This window comes from Sinomicrobium kalidii (assembly GCF_021183825.1).
GTDB lineage: Bacteria > Bacteroidota > Bacteroidia > Flavobacteriales > Flavobacteriaceae > Sinomicrobium > Sinomicrobium kalidii.
The window spans coordinates 2,112,820-2,133,200 of record NZ_CP089211.1 but is presented as its reverse complement, the minus strand read 5'-3'; the positions used below and the strand labels follow the sequence as shown (position 1 = coordinate 2,133,200).

The following is a 20,381-nucleotide window of genomic DNA, read 5'->3' as shown; positions in this document are numbered from 1 at the left end:
TTTACTGTTTTTTGAGTTCGTCTATTTCCCTGCGCATTTGCCGGTTTTCCTTCTTTAGTTCGATCACGTATAGTGTAAGTTCCTCTATTTTCTGCAACAATTTGGCATCCATCTCCCCCAGGTAAATACCGTTTTCTCTGACCTCTTCTGCACCGGGGATATCTTTTAAATGCCCTTTTTCTTTAATGTGCTGTTCAACCTCTTCCAGCGTAGGGAGGTTGTACTCCTTTTTAAATACAAAATCGCTCCAGCCGTTCAGGTCTACTTTAACTTCTTTACTATGTACGATACCGTTTACAGCAAGTTTGGCGTCGGGGGAGGCTGTACCAATCCCCACATTCCCATTGGTCGTATTAATGACAAAGTTGTCCCATTTTTCACCGTAGGTGTTGGTGTTTCTCGTTCCGATACCGAATATGTTCTCGCCGAAATTTTCTGAAAACCCCATATTTACACCAATAATATCCCCGTCCTGCCGTAATTGGATCAAAGGATTATCTGCTTCATTGCTATTGTCTTTGTCTGCTTCCAACAGGAATATGGCATCTCCGTCTGTTCCCGATGAAACATGAAGCTTTCCGTCAGGAGCAGTCGTACCTATGCCCACGTTCCCGTTGTTTTCCACCGTAAAAACAACATTCTTGTTGGCCGTAGCTATACCGCTGGATAAACGTAAAACAGGACCGCTCCCCACCTGGTTTATATATACAGCGGCCCCGGCGGAATTATCCCTGGTAAAATGGTGATAGTCCGTATTCCCCCGATACTGTCTTGAAGATCCCGGTATATTCCTGTGCGTGAGTTTCCATTCCGAAACACAGCATACCGCTGATTAAAAAAAGTAGTTGTAATTTCATGCTAAGCTGTTTTTATTGATTGTAACTCCTGGTTTATCACTTGCGTAATAGTTTGTCGAGTTTTTCTTCCAGGACACTTATCCTGGTATTTTCTTCCTTTAACTTTTTTATTTGTTTATCCTGTTTTATGATGTATAGCGTCAGTTCCTCAATTTTCTGTAGTAACCTGGCATCCATTTCTCCCAGAAAGATCCCGTTTTTTGCTACTTCCTTGGCACTGGGGATATCTTTTAAATGTCCTTTTTCTTTAATGTGCTGTTCTACTTCTTCCAGCACAGGGAGGTTGTAACCCTTTTTAAATACGAAATCGCTCCAGTCATTGAGGTCTACTTTAACTTCTTTGCTGTGTACTATACCGTTTACTGCAAGTTTGGAATCCGGATGCATTGTACCAACGCCTACATTACCGTTACTTTTTATCATCATACTTTCTTCTCCCGTTCTCACGGCAAACACCAGGGAATTATAATCCTCCCCGTTTTGTCCGTAGGTCGAACGTATATATGCCCGGTCCTCTCCGTTAATGGTCTCCAGGAATTTGATTTTTCTGGTTCGGGTCAGGGAGATATCCCCGTTTACCTCTAGTTTTGATACGGGGTTTGTCGTCCCTATCCCCACATTCCCGGATGCGGGAAAGGTGTTGGTCTGGGCATAAAAGACAAGAGGGATCATTAAAAAAAGAAGTATTGTTCCTTTCATTGGTGTTAAGTTTTTACAATTATATGTTCAAAGTCAATATTGACAGGTTGTACGCATCCATGCCGGTTCCCGGGACAGGACGGCCTTCTGTTTTTAGGGGGGAGTGAAAAATGTATCCTGACTGTTGTCCGGTCAGGGGTTATAGGGGGAAAGAAGTAATTTTTACTTCATTGGCTTTTGTTTTTACAGCATAAAAGGTACTTCTTCTTTTTTCAAAAGGGAATAACCCTATGTTATCTATGCATTAAAAATGTATAAAATACAGTTTTTGTTTGGTAATATTAAATAAAAATAAGATAAATAACAAAAGTTTGTGGCCTGTATTTGTAAATCTCCGGTGTTTATTTTTATTATAATTCCATTAAGTTTGGCAATAGATAAGGTGTAAAAGAACTGAACATTTAACCTAATCCCTTACGGAAATTCACAATTTACTTTGTGTGGTAGGGGAGTTGGGGCCGGGTTTGTATGCGTAGGTTGTTTGGTTTTGGAGTTGATGAGTCAGGAAGTTACGGATGGGGCGGGTTAGAATACAAGGATTGACAGAGCCATTTTCAAGGCAGCTTCTTTAAGATGAAGGCACTGTACCCGCTCTACGAAGTGTTGCAAGCTCTTCGAATGTCTTCGCAGCCTACTCACGTTAATGACAGATAAATATGTAAAGCCCCTCTCCGAGGGACCTCTAAAACAATGTTTCGAAGCGTTCAACCACATTTTTTGTAACTTTTATCCAGAAAAACAGAATTATGCGGGAAGGATATAGTATACGAGACGCCTCTAAACCACATTTTGTCACCCTGACCGTGGTAGACTGGATAGATGTTTTTACAAGAAAGGCTTATAAGGATTGTATTCTGGACAGCTTACGGTTTTGCATGGCAAATAAAGGCATGGTACTGTTCGGATATGTCATTATGAGTAACCATCTACATATGCTCGTACAATCAGAAACCGGGGATTTACCGGGTTTGCTCCGGGACTTTAAGAAATTTACAGCCAAAACTATTCTGAAAAAAATACAAACCGGGCCGGAAAGCAGGAGAGAGTGGATGCTGGAACGGTTTGCCAGGGCAGCCGGCAGGCATTCGAGGAACAAAACATATCAATTCTGGAAGTACGGGAACCACCCTGAAGAGGTTTACAGTGAAAAATTCCTGTGGTCTAAATTAGACTATATCCATTTAAATCCTGTAAGAGCCGGGATTGTAGAGCGTGCCGGCGATTATTTATATTCCAGTGCTGGTCATTATATCCATGGCAGGGGAGTTTTAGAGGGGATCACCCTGGCCGCGAATCCGGTTGTTGATGTGCTTAAGCCTTCATCATTTACAAAATCTTTGCGGCAATAGATGAAACGGGATATGTGAAAAATCGGGATATGTCTCAGAGAGGCGTTTGAGGTTTTTTTAATTGAACCGAGGGTGTTTTAGGCTGCGAAGTTGCAAACTTCGCAGAGCTGTGGATTATTAATTCAATATTCATCCCTTAAACTTAAGTCAAATGTATTGGGAAAATAATATGACGTTAATTGAACAAATGAATGATTGGAAATCGGCCATTCAATTGGCAAGTAATATTAATGAAAATGAACCTTCCGTATATTTAAGAGCAATGTTTTTGCTTCTTGATTTATTGGTTGAAGGGCAGTATAGCCAAGAAGAGCATGACCTGGCTGCTGAAAAACTTAAAGAAATTTTCGATAAGTCCAATCAGAAATTTTCTAACAATGCTGAATTTTTATTCTTTTCGGGAATTATGGCATATGTGGGGGAATGGTATTTTGGCATGGAAAGCGTTGATCCAGCTACTTCAATGTTGGAAAATGCTATGAGTATTGAGCCCAATAATACTTTATATAAGTGGGGATATTATTCTCGAATAGATCAACGTCCAGAAAAAAATACTGATTTAAAATTACAACTATCTGAGCAACTATTATTTAATGAAGTTTCAAAATTAGATTGGCTTAAAAGCAAAGGACTTTTAGGAAAATATGTGTTAGGGACTCTGGAAGGTACTTATGAAGACCTGAAGGCAGTGAAAGCATCTGATTAGCAATGAAAGAGTTTGTCAAATATCGAATTGGCTGGTTTTTAAGATCGTTTTTCATTCTTGTTAGCCTTTTTATTTTTCAATATAGTATCATACCTGTTTCAGCATGCCCTGCTCTACGAAGTGTTGCAGGCTCTGCGAATGTCTCGAGCTATGCAATCAGATAATTTTATTTCTAAATCATATTGTGAGTTTACAATAACATCCGATAGTGTAACTCCCGAAGAACTCACTGAAATGCTTAGGATTTTACCTAGCCACCTTTTCAAAAAGGGAGATAAAAGTGTATCAAAGCATTCAGGCTCCTTGATTACTAAACCGTATAATTTGTGGGCAATTAGTTCTAAAACGCTTCTATCTGAAGAAGAAAGCATATCTCCTCATTTGGAATATTTAAGATCCCAACTTGAAAACAAAATGGAAGTGCTAAAGAACTTGAAAGATGATCAAAATCTTGAACTCACTTTTACGGTCTGGATTGAGACGGATAACTCGGGAATAGGCCTTGATCTGACAGAGCAAGAGATGTCATTCCTTGCAGGTTATTCAAATAGAGTTCATTTTTCATTTTTAACTAATGATGAAATCACTGAGTAAATGAAACATCTACTCAAACAGAAAATGAATTGGCTGTTGAAAGTGTGTTTCATTTTTTTTGCGTTTTTTCAGATTGTCTTTATGCCTGCATCTGCAAGTCCAATCAATCCTGATCAAACTCATCATATTAGTTGTTCAGAAACTTACATCCATGACGAAATTGAAAGTTCAATTGGGGTCGTAGGTATAAGTGATTATGGGTCAAATCGGGTCATACCAGAAAGGCAAGTTGGGGTTAATAATCAAAATTTGCTATTGAATGTAGGTGATGCTGCTAGGACGACGAGTACGCAAGGAATCCCCTGCTCTACGAAGTGTTGCAGGCTCTGCGAATGTCTCCGACTTCGCAGTCCGTTCACGTTAATGACAGATAAAAAATATGAAAAGCCCCTACTTCGGCAAGTGCTCAGCACAGGTCTCTGAGGGGCCTCCAAAACAATGTTTCGAAGCTTAAACCATATTTTTTGTAACTTTTATCCGAAAAGCAAGGCCATACGAGCAGAACATCCGACAAACATAAAACTCAAACAAGCAATAAAATGAAAACCCTGAACCGCAGAAATTTCATCAAACAATCCTCCCTCTTCACTGTAGGAGCAGGAAGCATGTTTACCCTGGCCGGGGCAGCCCCGGGATATCCCAGCTCTACGAAGTGTTGAGTGCTCTGCAAATGTCTTTGATTTCGCAGAGCGGTATCTTTGTGGCAATAGATGGAGCGGGATATGTGAAAAATCGGAATATGCCTCGGAGAGGCGTTTGAGGTTTTTTTAATTGAACCGAAGGTGTTTTAGGCAAACTTCACTGAGCAGTGGGAAAAAAGGGAAGGCATCATTCCACAGACGTTCAGCACTTATATATTCACCATAGCCCGTAACCTGGCCTATAACCATATGCGCGATGTTGTGAGATGGACCAAGAAGGAGCAGTTATGGGAGGAGATATCCTGCCAGGTATCTGACGAAACGGAAACTCATTTACTGCAACGGGAGTTTCAATCGGCCATAGACCATATTATAAAGAAGCTTCCCCCAAAGAAAAGGACCATATATATGCTTTCGCAGAACGAGGGCAAAAGCAATAAGGAAATAGTCTGGAAACTTAAGATATCTCCGAAAACGGTTAAAAATCATTTATGGGGCTACTAAAGGAATTATACGCGCGCACATAAGCTCCTACCTGGAAAGGCCCATATGCTAATTGGAGATTTCAGGTATACGTGACGGGGTTGGTGAGAGGTAAAAGTAAAAGTGAAGTTGACCGCTATATCTTATTAAAATCCAAAAGTGGTGGTTTCGATACATTTCGGCGGAGCCGGAATACTCAACCACCACTTTTACTGTTCATTTTCTTGCCGGGTCAACCTAATAACCCGGATTTTGCTTCAGGTTTGAATTGGCATCGAGTTGCGGGCGGGGAATGGGGAAGAGGTTTAAATGCTCACTGGATGTGGCTTCTTTTTCCCACCAGGCATCCCCGAAGCGGCCAAAACGGATCAGGTCTGTTCTGCGGTGCAGTTCTGCAAACAGTTCGCGTCCGCGTTCGGCCAGGAGGTTTTCCGGGGTCAGTTCGGTAAAGAGGTCGTTTTCCAGGCCGGCCCTTATCCGGATGCGGTTCACAAGATCGAGGGCTTCTCCTCCGGTCTCTCCCTGACGGAAGCGGGCTTCGGCTTTCATCAGGAGGATATCTGCATAGCGGAATACGGGAAAATCGTTATCCAGGTCGGTCATGGTCCCCATGGCGATCTCCCATTTCCCGATGCGTGCCCCGGCCTGCCGAAGGGCATTGGGGCCGAGTTCATTGATCTCCGGCGTAAAGGTGATGGGAGGGCCGTCCGGGTCATTGGCATCTGCCGCATTATCGATAAGCCTTTCCCCGGAACTGCTGTACTGGGGGCCTACGAGGAAATTATTCTTCCTGATATCGTTATCCGAATACGAATTGTAAAAAGCTTCGAGCGTGGTAAAACCGTTCCAGGGCTGAACGGTGAGGTTATAGGTTTTCTGGCTCTCGTAGTGCAGGCTGATGCGGTGATATTTAAAGCCTTTAAAGAAGACACCGTCATAGGGAATGGCAAAGATAAATTCGGGGCTGCCCTGGTTCCCGGTGATAAAATTGTCGTAATAATTACCGGCCAGGCTGTATTTGCCGTCATCGATAATGGCATCGCATGCAGCCTCGGCTTTGGCCCACATGGAAGTGCCCGTATAGACTTCGGCATTCAGGTACAGTTTGGCCAGCAGGGCTTTAACGGTGTAATAATTGACCCTTCCGTAAAAGCTGCCGCCTACTTCGCGGCTCAGGCTTTGCTGAATGTCGAGGCATTCCGATTCTATGAAGGCAAAGATCTCGGAGCGGCTGTTGTTTTCCGGGCTGTAGCCTGCCGGAACATCGAATTCGGTGACCAGGGGTACGTTTCCGAAAACGTCGAGCAGCTGCCAGTAAAACAGGGCTCTTAATCCCCGTAACTCGGCCGTATATTGGTCTATATTCTCCATGCCGAGTTGTTCAAACTGGTAGAGCAGGCGGTTTGCCGTACTGATGCCCTGGTAGAGGTAGGTCCAGGTATGATCCAGGCGGGGCTCGTTATAATCCCATTGATGGCGGTGGAGCCTTCTGAGGCGTCCCCCGTCGTCCCAGTCGGTGCCCCTTGTGGGGACCACCATGGCATCGGTAGTGACTTCCTGCAAAGCCAGTAAACGGTTGTGGTCTACCCACCAGTCCAGCCGCTGGTAGGCCTCACCCAGTGCAGAAACGAATTCCTCGTCTGTGTTGTAGAAATTATCGGGGGTCACTTCGCTGTATATTTCCTCGTCCAGGTTGGTACAGGATCCCAGCAGTACCAGCCCGGCCAGGGAAACGAAAAAACATTTGGTCATATTTCTTTTATTCATGGTGTTTTCTTTTAGAATTGAACATTGAGTCCCAGGGTGAACGTGCGGGTGCGGTACCAGGTATTCCGGTCGTCCACACCGGCTTCGAGAGCCTCTTCCTGGCGTACCTGCGGATCCTGCCCGGTATAGCCCGTAATGGTAAACAGGTTTTCGCCCGTAGCATATACCCGGAGTTTCGACAGGAGGGAATTTTCGTTCAGGGGAACGGTATACCCTACGGTGGCATTGTCGAGCATCAGGTAATCCCCCTTTTCGACATAGAAGTCGCTGAAAGTAGGGACATCGTTGAGCTCTTCGGTAAAGTATTTTGTTTTCAGTACGTTATAGGAGCCTCCCGTTTTGTTTTCGTAAAAGACGCGGGGCGTATTGACGATGTCATGGCCGAAGGTTCCGCGGAAGAACACGTTCAGGTCAAAGGCTCCTACCCGGAGACTGCTTCCCAGACCGAGTTGAAAGTCGGGCAGACCGTTACCGATCACGGTATCGTCCTCGTTATTGATCTCTCCGTTTCCGTCCAGGTCTTCCAGGATCCATTTCCCGTCTTCGGTAAGTCCCTGGTAGCGGGGCCCCCATATGATGCCCAGTTCTTTTCCTTCTTCGACCACAGTCACCGGTACATTGTTGAGTCCCGGAGGTCCGAGGCGGCTAGTGATCCTTCGCCCGTCCAGGTCGAGCCCTCCGTCACCGCTCAGGGAAAGCAGGGTGTTGTCTATAAAATAGGCACCGTTGACCGATACGTCCCAGAATATCTTGTCTTTTTGCATCAATGTATAGTTAAAGGCGGCTTCCAGGCCTTTACTGCTGATCTCTCCGACATTGAGCTGAGTGAGCGAGACAAAATTGGGAGGAACGGGGACGGATAGCGGATAGATCAGGTCTTTTGTATTCCGTTCGTAATAATCGACGGTTCCGGTGAGCCTGTGGTCCAGTAAGGCAAAGTCTACCCCGATGTCGAATTCGGTCTTTTTCTCCCACCGCAGGTCGGGGTTGGGATTGGAGGAAGGTCCGTAACTGGGTATCCATTGCCCGTTATAGAAAAAGTTTCCTGTACGTTGGAGCCGCAGCAGGCTAAGATAACTTTCCTCGGGCGTATTCCCGGCAACCCCGTAGCTTCCGCGGAGTTTCAGGGTATTGATCTGTTCCGGGAGATCGATGAGGCGTGTCAGGTCCACACCGGCGCTTACCGCGGGGAAATACCCCCATTTGTTGCCTTTACCGAACATGGTAGACCCTTCGCGGCGCAGGCTTGCGGTGAGGAAATAGGTGTCGTTGTAGTTGAGGTTTAACCGGCCGAAAAACCCGATAATGGTACTCGAGGTCTGGTAACTGTCTGCCGTGGCGATACCGTTCTCAAAGTCCATGGCTGCTTCGAGATTGTGGTATGAAAAGGCATCGGTAAGAAAATTCCCGGCATTGACATTAAACCCGTTGTCTACGAATTTCTGGTAGGAATAGCCCAGCAGTCCCTTGATCTCCAGGTCGGCGATATGGGTTGTATAGGTCCCTGTAGCCTCAAACAGCTGGCTGTTGTATTTGTCCTCGTCCCGGGTGGCGTATCCGTTGCGGTTCATCCCCGTACCCAGGCTGAATTTGGAGGTATAGCTGGCCTTTTCGGCCGTGTAGCGCTGCCGGCTGTACCGGGCCAGGAGTTCAAGCCCTTCGACAGGCTCGTACACACCCTGGATGTTTACATTGAGCAAATTGGTTTGCCGCTCGTTGGAATTTTGTTCCAGCATGGCCACCGGGTTAAAGTAATTGTACAGGGTCTCCTGGAAATATCCGCCGTATTGTTCGTACTGGGGATCGTCCGAACGCACGGGGGCCGTAGGGTTATAGATCATGGCCTGGCGGAAGACACTGCTGGATCCTCCTTCGGAAGTCAGTATGGTCCCGGTAAGGTTCAGGCTGAGGGTGAGTTTATTGTCCAGGGCCTTCTGGGTGAGGTTCAGGCGGGCATTGAGGCGTTCGAACCCGCTTTTTATGGCAACGCCCTGTACATCCCGGTAATTGACCGACGCGCGGTAATTGCTCTTTTCCGTCCCCCCGGTCAGGGACAGGTTATGGGACTGGGAGACTGCCGTGCGCAGGATCTCGTCGAACCAGTTGGTCTCGGTGCCGTGATCTGTTCCGATACCCAGGTCGCGGAATTCATCGGCGTTCATCACATCGGGATATTCGGGAACGTCCTCAAACGATACATAGGTGTTGTAGCTGACGCTGGTATCGCCGGCACGTCCTTTCTTGGTGGTGATGATGATCACCCCGCTGGCTCCCCTCGACCCGTAAATGGCGGCGGCCGATGCATCTTTGAGCACATCTATGTTTTCAATATCATTCGGGTCCACCCCGTTGAGGTTAACGCCGATAACCCCGTCCACTACGATCAGCGGGGACGAATTGCCTCCCAGGGTGGAGATGCCGCGCAGGCGGATGGTACTTCCCTGGTTGGGGTTGCTTCCGGCCCTGGAAATGCTGAGCCCTGCTACCTTACCCTGCATAAGGCTGGCGGCATCGTTGACATTTCCCCGGTTAAATTCTTCTGCAGAGACAGATGTTACGGCACTGGTAATTTCCTTGCGCTGCTGGCTGCCATACCCCACAACAACCACTTCTTCCAGTTTGGATGCATCGGGCTGTAATTGTACATCGATCCCGGATTGTCCGTTTACCGCGATTTCCCGGGTCTGGTATCCCATATACGAAAATACCAGGACTGCTTCTGCATTGCCGGTCGTAATGGCATAGTTGCCGTCGAAATCGGTGCTTACGCCGTTGGCAGTTCCTTTTTCCACGATATTTACACCGGGCAGGGGCACCCCGGTCTCATCGGTGACCGTACCGGTAACGGTCGCTTCCTGTGGTGTTGTACGGGCAGAGATGACAATATTATCGTCCTGGATCACATAACCGAAAGATGCTCTTTTACCCAGTTCGGTCAGTATGTGTTTTACGGTCCTGTCTTTAAAAACAGCGTTGTATTTGCCTGCGTTTTTAATGACAGACTCCCCGTAGGCAAAGTTGATGTCCAGGTTTTTGCCGATCTCCGAGAAGATCTGCATCAAAGTGGCTTCTTCGATGGCAATGCTTATTTTGGTGGTTTCTATGTTGTTTTGCCCGACGGCATATGATGACAAAAACATCAATAGAAAGACCAGTGTACACAATACTTTGTGCCTGAGTGTTTTTAATTTCATAATAAATAAAAAATTGTTACTTGGGTTCCATACAGATTTTTTACACGGATTTTTTTGATCGTTGGTCGCATTTTGGTTTTCGGTACTATTCTGTTTGTTCTACTTCGATCATATGGTTTTGGTTTTTTGTTAGTTTGACTTCATTGATAAGGTTGATCCTGCGGATGATCTGTTCCAGTGCTTCTTCGCGCTCAAAGGCAATAGACAGCAGGGTTTGCCTGGAGGCTTCGTCTTTAAAGACGGTTTTTACACGATAGAGTTCCCACAATACCACAGACAGGTCTTCGACCGTTATGCGGTTTAAAACAACCTTGTTGTTCTGCCACAGGGAGTAGAGCGTGGCTTTTACTTCCTTGCCCCGTAGCTGTTTGGAAGCGGTATTGAAACGGGCCTGCTGGTCGGGTTTAAGCTGCAGGGTGTCGTTTTCGTGATAGACTTTTACCAGGCCTTCGGTGACCGTCACGGTGATCTGTTTCTGTTCTTCCCGGATGTTGAATTGCGTACCTACGACCCTGGTGTTTAGTTCGCCTGTTTTTATGATAAACGGTTTCCCGGAGTTCCTGTCCACCTTGAAAAAGGCTTCACCGGAAAGAGTGATATGCCTGTTGTCTTTATTGAAGTCTTCCGTATAGGTAAGCCTGCTGTTCTTGTTAAGCTTAACGACAGAACCGTCCGGCAGGGTAATGGCTTTGGGTGTGGATTGCCTGTTGCTGATCTCTGTTTCGGCGGGAGAGTTAATAAAGTAGAACAGCAAACAGCCGATGCTGACAAATGCCATCAGTGAGGCGGCCATCTGCATCCAGGGGAAGTGAGCGGGCGATACCCGTTTTTTAATGTTTTTATAGATATCCCGCTGTACCTGACTTTTTTCACCGGTATCGGCAAAAGTTTTTTCGAGGTTTTTATCGAGGAAGTGCTTTTCGAACTTCCTGATGAGTTCTTTTTCCCGGGGCGAGGCTTCTCCCCGCAGAAACTTGTCCAACAATATTCTGAATTGTTTTTCCGTCATGCGTATGCGTTTGTTTATCTATCTATACCGGGGTTTGTGTTTTTCCCCTGCTCTTGTTTGGGAATTAACAATACTTTAACATTTTGTAAGGACGGTTGTGATCCTTTGTAAAACCCCGGGTGTCTCCGTGAGTCCTTTGAAACAGACCAGGAAGTATCTTTTGAATGCGTAGTGTTAACAGGCCCTAGCCGAAGAAATACAGGAGCAGGGCCACAAGGGTGGTGGAGAACAGCAGGGCGGTCATTTTTTTAAGCCGTTTAAAGGCAGTTGTGATATGGCCTTCGACGGTGCTTTCCGAGATGCCCAGTTTTTCTGCGATCTCCCTGTTTTTAAGTCCGCCCAGGCGGCTGAGTTTAAAGACCTCCTTGCATCTGGCGGGGAGTACGGAGAGTTTGTTTTCGATGATCTTCCGGGTTTCCTCGGGCGAGAGGGTTTCCTGATCTGCGGTTTCATCTTCGTAGAGCAGGTGCAGGGCTTCGAGATGGGACTTCTTCAGCCTGGAATCGCGCAGTTCCTTGAATACCCGGAAACGTACGGCTTTGTGCAGATAGCCCCTGATATTGTTGTTTTCAATGGTATGGCGCCTTTCCCAGAAGTCGATCCAGACGTCCTGTACCATATCCTTGGCCGATGCCTTGTCTTCGAGCAATGAATAGGCATAGCCGTATAGCGGTTCCCACAGCTTTTCGAAAAGGTTTTTAAAGGCTTCCTCGTCAGAAGCCTTGATCTTTTCTACATACGTACCGATTATTTCAGATTCATCACTCACTCCGCAAAGAAATAAAAAAATGTGCCGGGCGATTTTAAATTAATGTAAAATGAACAGTAGTACTGTCCGATCCCCGGAAAGGAGGGGGGCGTTTTCCAGGTGCTTTTCCCGGTAAAGACAACAATATCAGGAAGATTTACGGGATTCAGGTTTAATGGTTCGGGATGTTCTCCCGTCAGGAAGTAATACTATTTGGAACAGTTCGAAAGAACAGTGATGAACAAAAGGAATACGGAATGATAAAGCTAAAAGGAGGAGAGTAAAAAGCGGATTGGAAGATAAGTATATACTTAATAAAGGAGCTTCTGACTACATGACTATATTAAAATGGACAGAAGACACTCTATTCTTAAAAAAGAAGAATTCTATAAAAGAGTTTGAGGAAGCATTATATATGCGAACCGAATAATTGTAGAATCCATGCTCTACGAAATATGCTTCTCTCCAACTTCACAGAGCTGTGGGTATGCGCATACCATCAGAGGTATGGTACCAGCCACAGGCTCTGCGAATGTCTCCGATTTCGCAGCTTACTCGTGTTAATGACAGATAAATATGTAAAGCCTCTCTCCGAGGGACCTCTAAAACAATGTTTCGAAGCGTTCAACCACATTTTTTGTAACTTTTATCCAGAAAAACAGAATTATGCGGGAAGGATATAGTATACGAGACGCCTCTAAACCACATTTTGTCACCCTGACCGTGGTAGACTGGATAGATGTTTTTACAAGAAAGGCTTATAAGGATTGTATTCTGGACAGCTTACGGTTTTGCATGGCAAATAAAGGCATGGTACTGTTCGGATATGTCATTATGAGTAACCATCTACATATGCTCGTACAATCAGAAACCGGGGATTTACCGGGTTTGCTCCGGGACTTTAAGAAATTTACAGCCAAAACTATTCTGAAAAAAATACAAACCGGGCCGGAAAGCAGGAGAGAGTGGATGCTGGAACGGTTTGCCAGGGCAGCCGGCAGGCATTCGAGGAACAAAACATATCAATTCTGGAAGTATGGTAATCACCCTGAAGAGGTTTACAGTGAATAATTCCTGTGGTCCAAGTTAGACTATATTCATTTAAATCCTGTAAGAGCCGGGATTGTAGAGCGTGCCGGGGATTATATATATTCAAGTGCTGGTCATTATATCCATGGCAGGGGAGTTTTGGAGGGGATCACCCTGGCCGCGAACCCGGTTGTTGATGTGCTTAAGCCTTCATCATTTACAAAATCTTTGCGGCAATAGATGAAACGGGATATGTGAAAAATCGGGATATGTCTCAGAGAGGCGTTTGAGGTTTTTTTAATTGAACCGAGGGTGTTTTAGGCTGCGAAGTTGCAAACTTCGCAGAGCTGTGGGGTAGCGTACATCAAGGTATTCCTAAAATAGGTACAATGTTCATTAAATAGGCTTTTATGGATTGGAAGAAATATTTGGAAACATTAGAAAATGATAAGGATTGGCTTGCTGCAATTGATCTAATGCAGCAAGTTATAGAGAACAATCCTTCAGATAAAGAAGCCTATATCCGGGGGATTTACCTTCTACTTAATATTTTACTCGAAGAGGATTATCCCGAAGATAAACATGATACAATGGCCTCATTTTTGAAGAAGTATTTTGAGGAATCATATTCTAAGTTCTCAAATGATGCTGAATATCTCTTCTTTATTGGGTATTTCATAGAGTTGGCAGACTGGTACTTTGGTGAAGACAAGCTAGAGCTTGCTGGTGAAATGACGAAGAGAGCTTATAATTTAGAGTCCAAAAATCTCCTCTATGAATGGTCATGGAGGTTTTCAAAAGGTGATCCTCTGGCCGGGAAACTATCTGAAAAAATATTCACCCTTGATAAATCAAAAATAGATTGGTTAAAATCGAAAGGAGCGCCTGGACATTATTTGTTGAACGTGATAAAGAATTGCTATGAAGACTATAAACAACAGGCTTATGGAAATTGACTCAGAAGGGAGCCTCCATAATTAAAAGACATAGAGCTTTTGGGACTATTTATAAAAGTAAATCGGATGGGTTCAATCTCTAGACAAGCATTTTATAAACGAGCAATTAATTTAGCAGACAGCCCTGTTGGTGGACACATTAGAGGATTTACATCTAAACAAGGATGGACATTCAGATTTAATTCTCGAACTGGAGAGTTTCTCACCACACATCCTAACGGACATATTGAAACTTTTTTCCGTCCTAAACAAGGGCTTGATTATTACCTAAAACAGGTTCAGCTTTATGGAAACTAAACAAAATAAACATGGTAAGTATCAATGTCGATGTTGTGAACATTATACTTTGGATGATAAACCGGATAACACCTTTCAAATTTGTCCCGTCTGTTTTTGGGAAGATGATGGAGTTCAATTCTATGATCCGGAATATGAAGGTGGTGCGAATGAAATGAGCCTTAATCAAGCCCGTCAAAATTTTAAAAAATTTGGTGCCATTGATTCTCGATTTAAAGAACAAGTCAGGCCACCTAAAGAAGATGAATTATGAAAGTTGTAATTCTGTCATGCCAAAAGTATTGGGTTAGTACCCTGCTCTGCGAAATGTATAATGGAGGCCCTTGCTCCAGCTTTACGAAGTATGCTTCAGTTCTGCGAATGTCTCTGACTTCGCAGTCCGTTCACGCTAATGACAGATAAAAAATATGAAAAGCCCCTACTTCGGCAAGTGCTCAGCACAGGTCTCTGAGGGGCCTCCAAAACAATGTTTCGAAGCTTAAACCATATTTTTTGTAACTTTTATCCAAAAAGCAAGGCCATACGAGCAGAACATCCGACAAACATAAAACTCAAACAAGCAATAAAATGAAAACCCTGAACCGCAGAAATTTCATCAAACAATCCTCCCTCTTCACCGTAGGAGCAGGAAGCATGTTTACCCTGGCCGGGGCAGCCCCGGGATATCCCGTATCTCCCGCGACCTCGGAAAATGACCTTAACATCATCGGACCCAAAGCAGGCTTTTCCCCGCAAATAGGTACGCTCGTATCCATGCTCAACTGGATGCGCAATACCATTCTCTATCCCGTAAAGGGACTGAGCGTGGAAGACCTGGACTATATTCACGATGAAAACTCCAACAGCATCGGTGCCATGCTAATGCACCTGGCCGCTACCGAGAGGTTCTACCAGTTGCATACCTTTGAAGGAAGAAAATGGGGCGACTGGCCGGAGGAAGATGTGGAAAAATGGAGCATAGCTTCCGGACTGGGAGACGAGGCCAGAAAAAACATAAAAGGTCATGAGCTGGACTTTTACCTGGACGCCCTAAAGGAAGTGCGCGAACACTCCCTGGCCGAATTTGCCAAAAGGGATGACGACTGGCTCATGAAAGCGGATAAGGACTGGCCGTGGGGCCCTACCAATAATTACTGCAAATGGTTCCACGTATGCGAACACGAGTCCAACCACAACGGCCAGGTCAAATGGCTGCGAAGCAGGTTGCCGTCTTCAGAAAAATAAAAAAAGTACGGCTGGTGCGAGTGTCACACTCGTTCCAACCCGAAAATGTTGGTTCCGGAACCAAAAAATCACCCGTAATTAAACGTAGGGTCCAGTTTGTGCTGTTTCATCCCGATCCGGAAAATGGCATAGGTTACGTTTTTAAAAGGATCGTCATAATTACCGCTTACCAGGTCGGCATTGGTCACTCCGGAGGGCACCAGTTTTCCGTAGGTGGGATAGTAAAAGGCATCGGCGTCGACAAAGGTCCTGAAATCCTTGCCGCGGGCCAGGACACAAAATCCGGGGGACAGGGAGCCTATTTTAATACGTGCACTGCCTCCGGTATAGTCCAGTTTGGCCTTTTCGGATAAAGCGAGGCGTAACGGCCGGCTTTTAAACAAAACTTCGGGATCTGATTTGTCCAGCCGGTTCAACAGTTCATCCAGCAGGTTAATGGCGTTGTGGGTAATGGCGGGGAAACCGATGGTAGAGGTCAGGGTTTTTCCCGTATCCGATTGCAGGAACTTAAAGATACGCTGCCACCATCTCGGTTCGCGGTGTTTAACCACCTCGAAGGTCATTTTGGCCAGTCCGCCCGGGATTTCTATGGGACGGTTGCCGAAAGCCTGCTTAAAATCGGCTTTCAGGTCTTTCGGGTCGGCCGGTTTTTGTTTGGCTTCGTTATAGAGGTCCAGTCCGGCGGCAATGCTCCAGAAAGCGGTATCGAAATACTTGTCGGTAGAATTTTCGTCCTTCCCGATGTTGATCCGCATGGTCGCCCTGGTATTTTTATCGACATCCACATCCTTCCCGATATGGAACGATTGCATTTCCAGGTTGACCAGCACATCCGGTTCTGCTTCTGAGCCCTCGATGGAAGAGGTGACTTCGGAGGATTCCAGGATCGCCGGTCCGTCCTGTTTGTCCGACAGTTGAAAAACGATAAACTGGTCGCGGAGTTCGCTTTTGTTTACCGGTTTCCCGTCTGCGGTATAAGACACGGCCCCCCTGTTTTCCGGGAGGGCCAAGGCGGCCAGGTCCGGGTTGTCGATGATGCCTTCGATCTTTTTCAGGTCGTCAACGATGAGTTCCGGGGTAAGGACTTCGTTTTCATTGAATTCAAACAGTTTCATGGCGATGCGATTTGGGTTAGGTACATCTGTGAACAACAGGAAAAAAGCTCCCGTCATAAATCTTCCGTAACAGGTACGTTGTTAGCGATATGACAAAAATATTTTTAGACATGAGATATTAGACTTAAGATTACAGGATGTATGACCCAGGCCCCCCAAAACAGGATTAAATTCTACGGGCCCGCTCAAAATTTGTAAAATTTGACGCACGACTTGAGATTTATGACCCGGTGTTTGGATCGGGATGCTCTGAGATATCGCCTGGTCTTACGTCCTAAGTCTCACATCTCACATCTCACATCTCACATCTCACATCTCACATCTCACATCTCACATCTCACATCTCACATCTCACATCTCACATCTCACATCTCACATCTGAACTATAAAAATAATGAAAACAGGCGATTTTACCATGGGATAATGATTTTTAAGTTGCAGATACTGCCTCCGTTGTCAAAAAAGATAATAAACGGCCGATACGAATATGAACCCCGAGAGGGCGAGAATGGTGGTCATTACCGTCCACGACCGGAACGTCTGCTTTTCCGTAAGGCCGAGGAACTGGTTGACCATCCAGAATCCGCTGTCATTGACATGCGACATGATGGAACCGCCCGACGCGATGGCAATGACAATACAGGCCAGCTCAAAGCCCGAAAGCGAGGCACCTTCTATGAGCGGGGCTACCAGTCCGGCAGCGGTAATCATGGCTACGGTCGACGAGCCCTGTATGATACGTACGGCAGCACTGATCAGGAAGGCAAACAGCAATACCGGGAAACCGATCCCGGCTAGGGATTGTGCGATCATATCTCCCGATCCCGTATCGATAAGTACCTGTTTAAAAGCGCCGCCTGCCCCGGTGATAAGGATAATGCTTCCCGCCGGGGCCATCGATCTCGCCGAAATATCGAGCAATTGTTTCCGGGTAAACCCTTTGCCTATGCCGAGAAAATACCACGCCAGCAGGTTGGCAATAATGAGCGCCGTAAAAGGATGTCCCGCAATGTTCACGGCCTGCCTGATCCAGTTCTCCCCAACCGGGATAAGCCCGCCCTTTACAGAAGTGTTCATCAGGATAAGGAATATGGGAACGGCGATAATCGCAAAAACGGTGCTTATACGGGGGAACCCGTCGTCTTCCGGCGCTTCCGTTTCCGGCAGGAGGGGAGCGGGAACAAAAATGCGTTTGCCGATGTACTTTCCGAAGAGCAGCCCGCTGATAATGGCCGTGGGGACCCCCACCACAAAACCGATACCGATAACCCATCCCAGGTCGGCCCCGATAATATCGGCCACGGCAATAGGCCCGGGGGTAGGCGGGATAAAGGCATGGGTCACGGCCAGCCCGGAAAGCAGCGGTATGGCAAACAGCAACAGGGATTTTCCCGTGCGTTTCTGCAGGGCATATATGAGGGGGATAAGTAAAATAAAGGCCACGTCGAAAAAGACGGGGATGGCTACGGTAAAACCCGATAACACCATGGCTACAGGGGCGTTTTTCACGCCGAATTTTTTCATGAGGAACCCGGCGATCCTTCGGGCGCCCCCGGAATGTTCGAGGATGGCCCCGAACATGGTCCCCAGTCCGACTACCGTAGCTACAAAACCCAGCGTACCGCCCATACCGTTCTGTACGGTCTGCATAATAGCGGCGGCATCGAGGCCTGCGGCGATCCCGACGGTAATGGCTGCAATAAGCAGGGACAGGAAAGCGTGGAGTTTTACCTTCAGGATCAGGAAGAGTAATACAAAGATGCCGAGGGCAATGGCGGCCAGTAAACGATATTCGATCATGATCCTTTTGTTTTTTTCCAGTGGGTATGGTGAATTTTTTCGCCCCCGTCGTCATTGCGGCGGTAGGTATGGGCCCCGAAGTAGTCGCGCTGCGCCTGTATGAGGCTGGCAGGCAGGTGTGCCGATGAAAAACCGTGGAAAAAATTTACGGCTTCGCTGAACACCGGTACGGGAATCCCGCTTTTTACGCAGGCAGCTACAAAGCCGGCCAGTGAAGATCGCCATGTTTTGATGGAGGGGGCGATCTCCGGGTGCAACAGAATGTTATCTCCCGATTTTAAAATACCCGGTAGCCGTTCCATCAGTGCGGAACGTATGATACAGCCGTTGGTCCAGGTACGGGCCAGTGCGCTGAGATTGAGGTCCCACCCGAAGGTATCGGAAGCCTCCTTTATCAATCTGAATCCCTGGTAGTGGTTGATAAGCCGTGCGGCCCGATAGGCCTCAAATACCGTTTTTTCGTCGGTCTCCGGGGGGGTGGATGCTTGTCCGTAAACCCGTTCCATCGCTTTGCGATCTGCTTTAAAAGCCGAGATATAACGGGCAAAAAGCGACGAAGCGATCATGGTGGCCGGGATTCCGAGTTGTGCGGAAGCTATGGTGGTCCAGTTGCCCGTACCCTTGTTGCCCGCCTGGTCGAGTATGCGGTCGATCAGCCAGTGATCGCCTTCCCGGGTTCGCAGGATGTCCGCGGTGATCTCCAGCAGGAAGCTGTTTTCCGCTGTTTTCCAGGATTCGAGGATACCGGCTATCCGGTCCGGGGTTTTCCCCGTGTGCTTAAAGCTAAAGTACACTTCGGCGAGGAGTTGCATTTCGGCATATTCAATCCCGTTGTGGACCATTTTTACAAAATGTCCGCTGCCTTCCGGGCCGATGTAGGTACAGCAGGGTTGCCCGTTGCCGTCCTTTGCTGCGATGGCCTCGAGGAAAGGGCGGACAATACGGTAGGCCGCCTTTTCCCCGCCGGGCATCAGGGAAGGACCGTTCAGGGCGCCTTCTTCTCCGCCGGAAACCCCGCAGCCTACAAAGGAAATCCCGTGACGGGAAAGCAGTTCCCCGCGTCTTCCCGTATCCGTGTAGTGCGAATTTCCCCCGTCTATAATTACATCGTTCTCCGAAAGCAGGGGGAGGAGTTCTTCGAGGATATGGTCAGTGGGCTTGCCGGCAGGGACCATCAACATGATTTTCCGGGGAACCTGGAGCGAATTGACAAAGGCTTTCAGCTTGTCAAACGGAAGGGCATCTTCCAATTCGGGGAATCCGCTTTTGAAACCTGAGGCCACATGTTCTTCCTTTCCGGGAACATGGCGGTTGTACATGGAGATCCGGAAACCGTGCCCGGCGAGATTGCGGCACAGGCTTTTGCCCATAACCCCGAGGCCTATGAGTCCGAATTCCGTTTTATGCGTAAGTGTTTCCATAATTTCCGATACGATCTGTTCCGGTTCTTTGGCGATATCTGCCACCAGGGCCTCCGTGGGATATTCGAGCGTATCGAACTGGGAGGTAAGGAGGGAAGCAGGCATAAAATGGGCATCCCTGGCGAGCATTCGTGCCATGACCTGTTCGTAGGACCCTTTTAAAAACACAAATTTCGTATGCGCGGCGATGTCTTTTTGAAGAAGGTCGCGGTAGGATATTTTCAGGGCGGAACAGGCAATGACACACGATGCCGAATGCAGTTGTTCACGGGCCAGTTTATTGAGGGTTTCCAGCCATCCCCTGCGGTCATCGTCGTTCAGCGGGCGGCCCGAAGCCATTTTCCGGCGGTTGGTTTCGGGATGGTAATCGTCACCGTCAAAGAAAGGGATTTGCATCTTTTCAGCCAGGAGTTTACCCACCGTGGTCTTTCCCGACCCGGAGACGCCCATGATAAAAATGGCGTACGTTTTTTTCAAAAGCGATTTTTCAGT

20 protein-coding genes are annotated in these 20,381 nt (G+C 46.9%); 10 read left to right on the top strand and 10 right to left on the bottom strand.

Annotation, left to right across the window (positions count from 1 at the left end):
• Position 1: 1 nt before the first annotated feature.
• Genes LS482_RS08510 through LS482_RS08505 form a run of 3 tightly spaced genes read right to left on the bottom strand, consistent with a single transcriptional unit; the run spans position 2 to position 1,556 of the window.
• Positions 2 to 694: a tail fiber protein gene (locus tag LS482_RS08510; protein ID WP_233031352.1), complete on the bottom strand. Its 693-nt coding sequence runs from the start codon at positions 692 to 694 to the stop codon at positions 2 to 4.
• 31 nt (positions 695 to 725) lie between these two features.
• Positions 726 to 857, bottom strand: a complete 132-nt coding sequence (locus tag LS482_RS21685; RefSeq protein ID WP_302849399.1) for a hypothetical protein — start codon at positions 855 to 857, stop codon at positions 726 to 728.
• Positions 858 to 893: 36 nt separating this feature from the next.
• Complete coding sequence (locus LS482_RS08505) at positions 894 to 1,556, bottom strand: hypothetical protein (protein WP_233031351.1); 663 nt, start codon at positions 1,554 to 1,556, stop codon at positions 894 to 896.
• Between the two features lie 746 nt (positions 1,557 to 2,302).
• On the opposite strand from LS482_RS08505, the gene LS482_RS08500 reads away from it, so the two are divergent.
• The 5 genes from LS482_RS08500 (at position 2,303) to LS482_RS08480 (ending at position 5,350) form a co-directional block, all read left to right on the top strand.
• Positions 2,303 to 2,905 (top strand): REP-associated tyrosine transposase, encoded by a 603-nt coding sequence (locus tag LS482_RS08500; protein WP_233031350.1) that lies wholly within the window; start codon positions 2,303 to 2,305, stop codon positions 2,903 to 2,905.
• Between the two features lie 151 nt (positions 2,906 to 3,056).
• Positions 3,057 to 3,611 (top strand): hypothetical protein, encoded by a 555-nt coding sequence (locus LS482_RS08495; RefSeq protein ID WP_233031349.1) that lies wholly within the window; start codon positions 3,057 to 3,059, stop codon positions 3,609 to 3,611.
• A 150-nt stretch (positions 3,612 to 3,761) separates the two neighbouring features.
• Positions 3,762 to 4,205, top strand: a complete 444-nt coding sequence (locus tag LS482_RS08490; RefSeq protein WP_233031348.1) for a DUF4279 domain-containing protein — start codon at positions 3,762 to 3,764, stop codon at positions 4,203 to 4,205.
• 539 nt (positions 4,206 to 4,744) lie between these two features.
• Complete coding sequence (locus tag LS482_RS08485; RefSeq protein WP_233031347.1) at positions 4,745 to 4,864, top strand: twin-arginine translocation signal domain-containing protein; 120 nt, start codon at positions 4,745 to 4,747, stop codon at positions 4,862 to 4,864.
• Positions 4,865 to 5,032: 168 nt separating this feature from the next.
• The gene (locus LS482_RS08480; protein WP_367890604.1) at positions 5,033 to 5,350 is read left to right on the top strand and encodes an RNA polymerase sigma factor; all 318 of its coding nucleotides are present in this window, start codon (positions 5,033 to 5,035) and stop codon (positions 5,348 to 5,350) included.
• A 216-nt stretch (positions 5,351 to 5,566) separates the two neighbouring features.
• Here LS482_RS08480 and LS482_RS08475 read toward each other — a convergent pair whose 3' ends face one another.
• The 4 genes from LS482_RS08475 to LS482_RS08460 form a co-directional block, all read right to left on the bottom strand.
• On the bottom strand, positions 5,567 to 7,096 hold the full coding sequence (locus LS482_RS08475; RefSeq protein WP_233031345.1) for a RagB/SusD family nutrient uptake outer membrane protein: 1,530 nt from the start codon (positions 7,094 to 7,096) through the stop codon (positions 5,567 to 5,569).
• Positions 7,097 to 7,107: 11 nt separating this feature from the next.
• The gene (locus tag LS482_RS08470) at positions 7,108 to 10,290 is read right to left on the bottom strand and encodes a SusC/RagA family TonB-linked outer membrane protein (RefSeq protein ID WP_233031344.1); all 3,183 of its coding nucleotides are present in this window, start codon (positions 10,288 to 10,290) and stop codon (positions 7,108 to 7,110) included.
• An 85-nt stretch (positions 10,291 to 10,375) separates the two neighbouring features.
• A complete protein-coding gene (locus LS482_RS08465) occupies positions 10,376 to 11,299 on the bottom strand; it encodes a FecR family protein (protein WP_233031343.1) in 924 nt (307 codons plus the stop codon).
• A 184-nt stretch (positions 11,300 to 11,483) separates the two neighbouring features.
• Positions 11,484 to 12,068, bottom strand: coding sequence for an RNA polymerase sigma-70 factor (locus LS482_RS08460; RefSeq protein WP_233031342.1), 585 nt, complete (start codon positions 12,066 to 12,068; stop codon positions 11,484 to 11,486).
• Positions 12,069 to 12,713: 645 nt separating this feature from the next.
• Here LS482_RS08460 and LS482_RS08455 point away from each other — a divergent pair.
• The 5 genes from LS482_RS08455 (at position 12,714) to LS482_RS08435 (ending at position 15,553) form a co-directional block, all read left to right on the top strand.
• On the top strand, positions 12,714 to 13,118 hold the full coding sequence (locus tag LS482_RS08455; protein ID WP_367890598.1) for a transposase: 405 nt from the start codon (positions 12,714 to 12,716) through the stop codon (positions 13,116 to 13,118).
• A 368-nt stretch (positions 13,119 to 13,486) separates the two neighbouring features.
• A complete protein-coding gene (locus LS482_RS08450) occupies positions 13,487 to 14,032 on the top strand; it encodes a hypothetical protein (RefSeq protein WP_233031341.1) in 546 nt (181 codons plus the stop codon).
• Positions 14,033 to 14,098: 66 nt separating this feature from the next.
• Positions 14,099 to 14,329 (top strand): hypothetical protein, encoded by a 231-nt coding sequence (locus LS482_RS08445; RefSeq protein WP_233031340.1) that lies wholly within the window; start codon positions 14,099 to 14,101, stop codon positions 14,327 to 14,329.
• Positions 14,319 to 14,582: a CPCC family cysteine-rich protein gene (locus LS482_RS08440; RefSeq protein ID WP_233031339.1), complete on the top strand. Its 264-nt coding sequence runs from the start codon at positions 14,319 to 14,321 to the stop codon at positions 14,580 to 14,582. The genes LS482_RS08445 and LS482_RS08440 overlap by 11 nt, the downstream gene beginning before the upstream one ends.
• 314 nt (positions 14,583 to 14,896) lie before the next feature.
• A complete protein-coding gene (locus LS482_RS08435; protein WP_233031338.1) occupies positions 14,897 to 15,553 on the top strand; it encodes a DinB family protein in 657 nt (218 codons plus the stop codon).
• Between the two features lie 68 nt (positions 15,554 to 15,621).
• On the opposite strand, the gene LS482_RS08430 is transcribed toward LS482_RS08435, so the two are convergent.
• The 3 genes from LS482_RS08430 to gnd all read right to left on the bottom strand — a co-directional run bounded on the left by LS482_RS08430 (position 15,622) and on the right by gnd (position 20,366).
• On the bottom strand, positions 15,622 to 16,668 hold the full coding sequence (locus tag LS482_RS08430; RefSeq protein ID WP_233031337.1) for a hypothetical protein: 1,047 nt from the start codon (positions 16,666 to 16,668) through the stop codon (positions 15,622 to 15,624).
• 456 nt (positions 16,669 to 17,124) lie between these two features.
• The gene (locus tag LS482_RS08425) at positions 17,125 to 18,468 is read right to left on the bottom strand and encodes a GntP family permease (protein WP_233031336.1); all 1,344 of its coding nucleotides are present in this window, start codon (positions 18,466 to 18,468) and stop codon (positions 17,125 to 17,127) included.
• Positions 18,465 to 20,366, bottom strand: a complete 1,902-nt coding sequence (gnd, locus tag LS482_RS08420) for an NADP-dependent phosphogluconate dehydrogenase (RefSeq protein ID WP_233031335.1) — start codon at positions 20,364 to 20,366, stop codon at positions 18,465 to 18,467. Before gnd ends, LS482_RS08425 begins: the two co-directional genes overlap by 4 nt.
• Positions 20,367 to 20,381: the final 15 nt, after the last annotated feature.

What these genes read in the sequence shown, in the direction of transcription:
- LS482_RS21685 (WP_302849399.1), bottom strand. Translation starts at nt 857, where the DNA reads ATGAAATTACAACTACTTTTTTTAATCAGCGGTATGCTGTGTTTCGGA.
- LS482_RS08505 (WP_233031351.1), bottom strand. Translation starts at nt 1,556, where the DNA reads ATGAAAGGAACAATACTTCTTTTTTTAATGATCCCTCTTGTCTTTTAT.
- LS482_RS08500 (WP_233031350.1), top strand. Translation starts at nt 2,303, where the DNA reads ATGCGGGAAGGATATAGTATACGAGACGCCTCTAAACCACATTTTGTC.
- LS482_RS08495 (WP_233031349.1), top strand. Translation starts at nt 3,057, where the DNA reads ATGTATTGGGAAAATAATATGACGTTAATTGAACAAATGAATGATTGG.
- LS482_RS08490 (WP_233031348.1), top strand. Translation starts at nt 3,762, where the DNA reads ATGCAATCAGATAATTTTATTTCTAAATCATATTGTGAGTTTACAATA.
- LS482_RS08485 (WP_233031347.1), top strand. Translation starts at nt 4,745, where the DNA reads ATGAAAACCCTGAACCGCAGAAATTTCATCAAACAATCCTCCCTCTTC.
- LS482_RS08475 (WP_233031345.1), bottom strand. Translation starts at nt 7,096, where the DNA reads ATGAATAAAAGAAATATGACCAAATGTTTTTTCGTTTCCCTGGCCGGG.
- LS482_RS08470 (WP_233031344.1), bottom strand. Translation starts at nt 10,290, where the DNA reads ATGAAATTAAAAACACTCAGGCACAAAGTATTGTGTACACTGGTCTTT.
- LS482_RS08465 (WP_233031343.1), bottom strand. Translation starts at nt 11,299, where the DNA reads ATGACGGAAAAACAATTCAGAATATTGTTGGACAAGTTTCTGCGGGGA.
- LS482_RS08455 (WP_367890598.1), top strand. Translation starts at nt 12,714, where the DNA reads ATGCGGGAAGGATATAGTATACGAGACGCCTCTAAACCACATTTTGTC.
- LS482_RS08450 (WP_233031341.1), top strand. Translation starts at nt 13,487, where the DNA reads ATGGATTGGAAGAAATATTTGGAAACATTAGAAAATGATAAGGATTGG.
- LS482_RS08445 (WP_233031340.1), top strand. Translation starts at nt 14,099, where the DNA reads ATGGGTTCAATCTCTAGACAAGCATTTTATAAACGAGCAATTAATTTA.
- LS482_RS08440 (WP_233031339.1), top strand. Translation starts at nt 14,319, where the DNA reads ATGGAAACTAAACAAAATAAACATGGTAAGTATCAATGTCGATGTTGT.
- LS482_RS08435 (WP_233031338.1), top strand. Translation starts at nt 14,897, where the DNA reads ATGAAAACCCTGAACCGCAGAAATTTCATCAAACAATCCTCCCTCTTC.
- LS482_RS08430 (WP_233031337.1), bottom strand. Translation starts at nt 16,668, where the DNA reads ATGAAACTGTTTGAATTCAATGAAAACGAAGTCCTTACCCCGGAACTC.
- LS482_RS08425 (WP_233031336.1), bottom strand. Translation starts at nt 18,468, where the DNA reads ATGATCGAATATCGTTTACTGGCCGCCATTGCCCTCGGCATCTTTGTA.